The 7088-nt window shown below is 64.0% G+C and carries 5 protein-coding genes; 2 read left to right on the top strand and 3 right to left on the bottom strand.

Annotation, left to right across the window (positions count from 1 at the left end):
- Positions 1–65: 65 nt before the first annotated feature.
- The 3 genes from WMO64_RS14260 to WMO64_RS14250 form a co-directional block, all read right to left on the bottom strand.
- Positions 66–1247 carry an iron-containing alcohol dehydrogenase gene (locus WMO64_RS14260; RefSeq protein WP_349232397.1) on the bottom strand — a complete coding sequence of 394 codons (1182 nt, stop codon included), beginning with the start codon at positions 1245–1247 and terminating at the stop codon, positions 66–68.
- 184 nt (positions 1248–1431) lie between these two features.
- Complete coding sequence (locus tag WMO64_RS14255; protein WP_349232396.1) at positions 1432–2622, bottom strand: M20 family metallopeptidase; 1191 nt, start codon at positions 2620–2622, stop codon at positions 1432–1434.
- Between the two features lie 43 nt (positions 2623–2665).
- Positions 2666–2821: a hypothetical protein gene (locus WMO64_RS14250; RefSeq protein ID WP_349232395.1), complete on the bottom strand. Its 156-nt coding sequence runs from the start codon at positions 2819–2821 to the stop codon at positions 2666–2668.
- A 92-nt stretch (positions 2822–2913) separates the two neighbouring features.
- Between WMO64_RS14250 and WMO64_RS14245 the strand changes: the two genes are divergently transcribed.
- Both WMO64_RS14245 and polA read left to right on the top strand, forming a co-directional pair.
- Positions 2914–4305, top strand: coding sequence for an MATE family efflux transporter (locus tag WMO64_RS14245; RefSeq protein ID WP_349232394.1), 1392 nt, complete (start codon positions 2914–2916; stop codon positions 4303–4305).
- Positions 4306–4399: 94 nt separating this feature from the next.
- Positions 4400–7069, top strand: coding sequence for a DNA polymerase I (gene polA, locus WMO64_RS14240; protein WP_349232393.1), 2670 nt, complete (start codon positions 4400–4402; stop codon positions 7067–7069).
- Positions 7070–7088 lie beyond the last annotated feature (19 nt).

Below are 7088 nucleotides of genomic sequence, written 5' to 3'. Positions count from 1 at the left end.
GCGCTGCCCGAAAGGGCAGCGCTCTTCTGATTTTATGTAGGAGGGAAAAGGAGTGGTCAGAGAGATTAGAAGTCCACCTCAGTGCCGTAGTAGATGCAGGTGAACAGCTTGGCCATGGTGGCGGGGTCGATGGGACGGGGGTTGGAGCCGGTGCAGGCGTCGCCCACAGCGTTGGTGGCGATGGCCTCCAGCTTCTCCTTGAACTCGTCCTCGATGATGCCGAAGTCCTTCAGGGTGTTGGGGATACCCATGGCGTCGTTCATGGAGCGGATCTTGGCGCGCAGGCCCTCCACCAGCTCGGCGGTGGTGTCACCCACCACGCCCATGGTGCGGGCGATCTGAGCATAGCGCTCGGCGACGCCGTCAGCCTTGGCGTTGTAGGCGATGACGTAGGGCAGGTACATGGCGTTGGCCAGGCCGTGGGTGATGTGGCCGGTGGAGAAAGCGGCGCCGGTCTTGTGGGCCATGGAGTGGACAATGCCCAGCAGGGCGTTGGAGAAGGCCATGCCGGCCAGGCACTGACCGTAGTGCATCTCCTCGCGGCAGCTCATGTCGCCCTTGAAGGACTTGATGAGGTCCTTCTCCACAATGTGGATGGCCTCGATAGCCAGAGGATCGGTGAACACGGTGTGCAGGGTGGACACATAGGCCTCGATGGCGTGGGTCAGAGCGTCCATACCGGTGTAGGCCACCAGGTGGGGCGGCATGGTCTCGGCCAGAGCGGGGTCAACGATGGCCACGTCGGGGGTGATGTTGAAGTCGGCCAGGGGGTACTTGATGCCCTTGTGGTAGTCGGTGATGACGGAGAAGGCAGTGACCTCGGTGGCGGTGCCGGAGGTGGAGGGGATGGCGCAGAACTTGGCCTTCTGGCGCAGCTCGGGGAAGTTGAAGGGGGTGATGAGATCCTCGAAGGTGGTCTCGGGGTACTCATAGAAAGCCCACATGGCCTTGGCGGCGTCGATGGGGGAGCCGCCGCCCATGGCGATGATCCAGTCGGGCTCGAACTCACGCATGACGGCGGCGCCCTTCATGACGGTCTCGACGGAGGGATCGGGCTCCACGTTCTCGATGAGCTTGGTCTCGATGCCGGCTTCCTTCAGGTAGCCCAGAGCTTTGTCCACAAAGCCGAAGCGCTTCATGGAGCCGCCGCCCAGCACCAGAACGGCCTTCTTGCCCTTCAGGGTCTTGAGGGTCTCCAGAGCGTTGGCACCGTAGTAAATGTCACGGGGAAGAGTAAATCTGGACATAGCGCAAACCTCCAAACAAAATGTCAGAATGAATTGACAAAAAAATAACGATTCTTACCGTGGACTATTATGGCACTTTGACAAAGAAATGTCAATATGTATTTTACAATTTTTTCGTAAAAAATCGACGCCCCGGATATTGTTTCCCGAGGCGCCGGCAGATGGAAAAGAGAAGGGAAGGGCATCAGGCCCAAAGCGGGGCGAAGAACCCCAGAGCCAGCTCCGCCGAGCGGGCCAGCAGGGCGGCGCCCAGGGGGAGGGCGTGGTCATCGGTGCGGAAATGGACGCTGTGCCAGCAGGCGTTTTCCCGGCCGGGGAAGCCGGAGCCCAGCCAGTAGAAGAAGCTGGGGATGCCCTGGGAGAGCACGGCGAAGTCCTCGCTGCCCATATCGGGCCGGGGCTGGACCACGTTGTCCGCGCCTACCAGTTCCTCCGCGGCCCGGCGGGCCAGAGCGGTAGTCTCCGGGCCGTTCCAGGTCACGGGCACCTGGGGTTCCAGCACAAAATCCGCCGTACAGCCGTAGGCGGCGGCGATGTCTCTGGACAGGGACTCCAGCTTGGCGGAGGCGTCGGCCAGAACCGCGTCCGAGTGAGCACGCAGGCTGCCCGTCATAGTGAGCAGGTCGGGGGCGAAGTTGTCCGGCGTACCTGCGTGGATGGAGCACACCGAGCACACCAGGCTGTCCAGCGGGTCGGTGCAGCGGCTCACCACGGTCTGGGCGGCGCTGACAATGGCCGCGCCGGGGACGATCACGTCCACGCACTTGTGGGGGGAGCCGCCGTGGCCGCTCTTGCCGTAGAGGGTGAGGGTGAAGTTGTTCTTGCCCGCCATGATGGGGCCGGGGAGCACGGCGATCTGGCCGCAGGGCACCTCCGGCCGGTTGTGGAGGCCGAAAATGGCGGCGGGTTTGCCCACCGCCTTTTCCCACAGGCCGTGGCGCAGCATGGCCGCCGCCCCCTGGGTCACCTCCTCGGCGGGCTGGAAGATGAGCAGCACGGTGCCGGAGAGCTGTTCCCGCCGGGCGGCGAGGAGGCGCGCCGCGCCGTAGAGGCAGGCGGTGTGGAAGTCGTGGCCGCAGGCGTGCATGGCGCCATCCACCTCCGAGGCCCCCGGCCCGTCAGGCTCCTGAAGGGTGATGGCGTCGATGTCCGCCCGCAGGGCCACGGTGGGGCCGGGCTTCCCACCCCGCAGCAGGGCGGCCACGCCGGTCTCCATGCCCAGGTCCAGAAATTCCACCCCCAGGGGCTCCAGCAGGGCGCGGAGTTTTGCCGTGGTGTTGACCTCATGGAAGCTCAGCTCCGGCCTGCGGTGGAGCTCCCCCTTCAATTTCTCCAGCGCGGGCGCCAGGGTCCGCGCCTCCTCCAGCAGCGTCATGGTAAACGCCGTCCTTTCCCGGGAATTTTCCCGATTTTACTTTTTATTCTTTATAGTAGTAGCCCGGATAGGACACGTCCCAGTCCCGGTTGTAGGACATGGTGTCGGGGTCCGACTCCATCTGCGCCATAAACCACAGATCTTCCAGCTTGGGGACATAGAGCTCCAGCTCATCGGTCCGGGGACGATGCTGTTCCATGGGATACCTCCCTTTCCGGGCGTCCTTGCCCTCTCTCTAAAAGTAGTATACAATGAGAAAAGCAAAAGTCAAACCGGAAAGGAAGCGGACCCGTGGCGGAAGCAAAAAATGATTTTACAAAGGGCAGCGTGTCCGGGGCCATCACCAAGCTGGCCCTGCCCATGACGGCGGCCCAGCTGGTGAATATCCTTTATAATATAGTAGACCGGATGTATATTGGCCGCCTGCCCGGCGTGGGGCGGCTGGCCCTCACCGGCGTGGGCCTGGTGCTGCCGGTCATCTCCATTATCATCGGCTTTGCCAACCTGTGCGGCACCGGCGGCGCGCCCCTGTGCTCCATCTGCCGGGGCAAGGGGGACAACGAGGAGGCCGAGTGGGTCCAGGGCAACTCCTTCGCCCTGCTGCTGGGGCTGGGCGTGGTGCTCACCGCCCTCATTCTCCTGTTCCGGCAGCCCATCCTCTACCTCTTCGGCGCCAGCGACGCCACCTTCCCCTACGCGGACAGCTACCTGTCCACCTACGCCCTGGGCACCGTCTTCGTCATGGTCAGCCTGGGCATGAACCCATTCATCAACGCCCAGGGCTTCGGCCGGATGGGAATGCTCACCGTGTCCATCGGCGCGGCGGTGAACATCGTGCTGGACCCCATCTTCATCTTTGACTTCGGCTTCGGACTGGGGGTGCGGGGGGCCGCCATCGCCACCGTCATCTCCCAGGCCTGCTCGGCGGTGTGGGTGCTGTGCTTCCTCACCGGCAAGCGGACCATCCTGCGGCTCCGGCTGAGCCGGATGAAGCTCCAGGCCGCCCGGGTGGCCCGGATCGTGGGCCTGGGCACCTCCGGCTTTGTCATGGCACTCACCAACTCCCTGGTGCAGATACTGTGCAACGCCACTCTCCAGCACTGGGGCGGCGTGGCGTACGGCGACCTGTACGTGGGTGTGATGACCGTCATCAACTCGGTGCGGGAGGTCATTACCATGCCGGTCAGCGGCATCACCCAGGGCTGCCAGCCGGTGCTGGGGTACAACTACGGCGCCAGGGCCAATGACCGGGTCCGCCAGGGCATCCGGTTCACCACAGCGGTGACCATGGGCTATTCGGTGGTCATCTGGGCGGTGGTCATGCTGTTCCCCGCCGCCTTCATCCACCTGTTCAACAGCGACGCGGAACTGATTGCCACCGGCGCGCCCGCCTTCCGCGTCTACTTCTCCATCTTCTTCTGCATGTCCCTCCAGTTTATCGGCCAGTCCATCTTTGTGGGCCTGGGCCGCAGCAAGAACGCCATCTTCTTCTCCCTGCTGCGCAAGGCCTTTATTGTGGCGCCTCTGACGCTGCTGCTGCCGCCTCTGGGTTTTGGGTACAACGGCGTGTTCCTGGCCGAGCCCATCTCCAACGTCATCGGCGGTCTGGCCTGCATCCTCACCATGTACTTCACCGTGTACCGCCCCCTGGCGGCGGAGCGCACAGACCGGGCATCCCTCTGAGGGAGCCCGGTTTTTCTTGCCCCAATGGGGGAAAACTGGTATACTATATACTGAAATGTTATGTCCGGGGGAACCCGGAGGCAGGAGGAACCCCATGAAGCTCATGGTCATCGACGGAAATTCCATCGTCAACCGGGCGTTTTACGGCGTCCATATGCTCACCACCCGGGACGGCCAGCCCACCAACGCGGTGTACGGCTTTCTCACCATTCTCCAGAAGCTGGTGGATGAGGAGCAGCCGGACGCTCTGTGCTGCACCTTTGACCGGAAGGCGCCCACCTTCCGCCACCTGGCCTACGAGGGCTACAAGGCCCAGCGGAAGGGCATGCCCGACGAGCTGGCCTCCCAGATGCCCATCCTCAAGGAAGTGCTGGACGCCATGAACATCCCCCGGTACGAGATGGACGGCTGGGAGGCGGACGACCTCATCGGTACCATCTCGGTGAAGGACGCCGCCGCCGGGTGGGACACGGTGGTGGTCACCGGCGACAAGGACTCCCTCCAGCTGGTCACCGACCGCACCCGGGTGAAGCTGGTGTCCACCCGCATGGGCCAGACCACCACCAAGGAGATGACCCCCGACACCTTCCGGGAGGCCTACGGCTTCAATCCCATCCACATCATCGACCTGAAAGCCCTCATGGGGGACGCCAGCGACAACATCCCCGGCGTCAAGGGCGTGGGGGAGAAGACCGCCATGGACCTGATCCAGCGGTACCACAGCGTGGCGGCCATCTACGCCGACCTGGACAAGGTGGAGGCCAAGCCCGCCGTGCTCAAGAAGCTGACCGAGGGCAGGGAGCAGGCCAAGATGTCCTACGACCTGGCCACCATCCGCACCGACGCACCGCTGGACTTCAAGCCCGAGGACGCCGCCCGGCGGGAGGTGAACCAGGCCGAGCTGTACCAGCTGTTCCTCAGGCTGGAGTTCTCCAAGCTCATCGACAAGATGGGCCTGAAGGCCCCTCAGGGGGAGGCCGCTGTGTCCGACGATGAGAAAACGGTGACCGGCACCTGCGAGAGCGAGGAGGTCACCGACCTGGCCCGGGCCGAGGAGCTGCTGGCCGTCTGGAGAGGGCAGGAGAGCGTGGACGTGCTGGCCCTGCCCGATTTGAACGTGGTGGCGGTGGAGTGGTGGGAGAGCGAGACCCACTCCCGGGCCGCCGTGCTCCGCTCCGACAGGCTGGAGGGGTACAACGGCGTGCTGAAGGCCCTCTTTGCCGCCGATATCAAAAAGAACACCCACGACGTGAAGACCCTGCTCTCCCGGCTGCTGGAGGAGGGGGTGGAGGGGGACGGCTTTGTCTTTGACACCGCCATCGCCGCCTATCTCCTGGCTCCCACCGACGGCAGCTATGAGCTGGAGAAGCTGGGCATGACCTACTTCAACCAGGAGTTCGCCAAGGCCAAGGACACCTACTTGGCCCCCGACGCCTTCTCTCCTCTGGCCGACCAGACGGCGGTGCTGGGCGGACTGCTGCGCCACTGCGCTCTCATCGGGGCGCTGAAAAAGGTCCTGTCGCCCCGTCTGGAGGAGCTGGGCATGCACCAGCTCTACTACGACATCGAGCTGCCCCTGTGCCCCGTGCTCTCGGCCATGGAGCACGCCGGCATGCTGGTGGACCGGAAGGCCCTCTCTGAGTTCGGCGATATGCTGGACGGGCGCATCACCGCCGACCAGGCGGAGATTTATGAGCTGGCGGGGGAGACCTTCAACATCAACTCCACCCAGCAGCTGGGCAAGATCCTCTTCGACAAGCTGGGCCTGCCGCCGGTGAAAAAGACCAAGACCGGCTACTCCACCAACGCCGAGGTGCTGGAGAAGCTGCGGGGCCAGCACCCTATCATCGACAAGATCCTGGAATACCGGCAGTACACCAAGCTGAAGTCCACCTATGTGGACGGCCTGGGCAAGGTGATCGCCCCCGACGGGCGCATCCACACCTCCTTCCAGAACACGGTCACCGCCACCGGGCGGCTCTCCTCCACCGAGCCCAATCTCCAGAATATCCCGGTGCGCACCGAGCTGGGGGCGGAGCTGCGGAAGATGTTCGTGGCCCCCGCCGGGAAGGTGCTGGTGGATGCGGACTACTCCCAGATCGAGCTGCGCCTGCTGGCCCATATCGCCGGGGACGAGCACATGATCGAGGCCTTCCGCACCGGCGAGGACATCCACACCGTCACCGCCGCCCAGGTGTTCGGCGTGCCGGTGGACCAGGTCACCAAGCACATGCGCTCCTCCGCCAAGGCGGTCAACTTCGGCATCGTCTACGGCATCTCCGCCTTCTCCCTGTCCCAGGACATCGGCGTGCCCACCTACGAGGCCAAGGAGTATATCGAAAAATACTTCGCCCGCTTCTCCGGCGTCCACGCCTATATGACCGATGTGGTCAACCGGGCCAAGGCCGACGGCTATGTGTCCACCCTGTTCGGCCGCCGCCGCTGGCTGCCCGAGCTCAAGTCCTCCAACTTCAATACCCGCTCCTTCGGCGAGCGGGTGGCCCTCAATATGCCCATCCAGGGCACGGCCGCCGATATCATGAAGCTGGCCATGATCCATGTCCACAGCCGCCTGCGGGAGGAGGGACTTCAGGCCAGGCTCATCCTCCAGGTCCACGACGAGCTGATCGTGGAGTGCCCCGAGGAGGAGGCGGAGACCGTCAAGGCCCTGCTCTCCCGGGAGATGGAGTCGGTGGCCAAGCTGTCCGTGCCCCTCATCGCGGATGCTGCCGCCGGCAAGAGCTGGGCGGAGGCCAAGGGCTAAATCAACAGACAACAGGAGT

Source organism: Pseudoflavonifractor intestinihominis (assembly GCF_040096055.1).
Lineage (GTDB): Bacteria > Bacillota > Clostridia > Oscillospirales > Oscillospiraceae > Pseudoflavonifractor > Pseudoflavonifractor intestinihominis.
The sequence above is the reverse complement of the archived record's forward strand: the minus strand, read 5'-3'. Positions and strand labels throughout refer to the sequence as shown.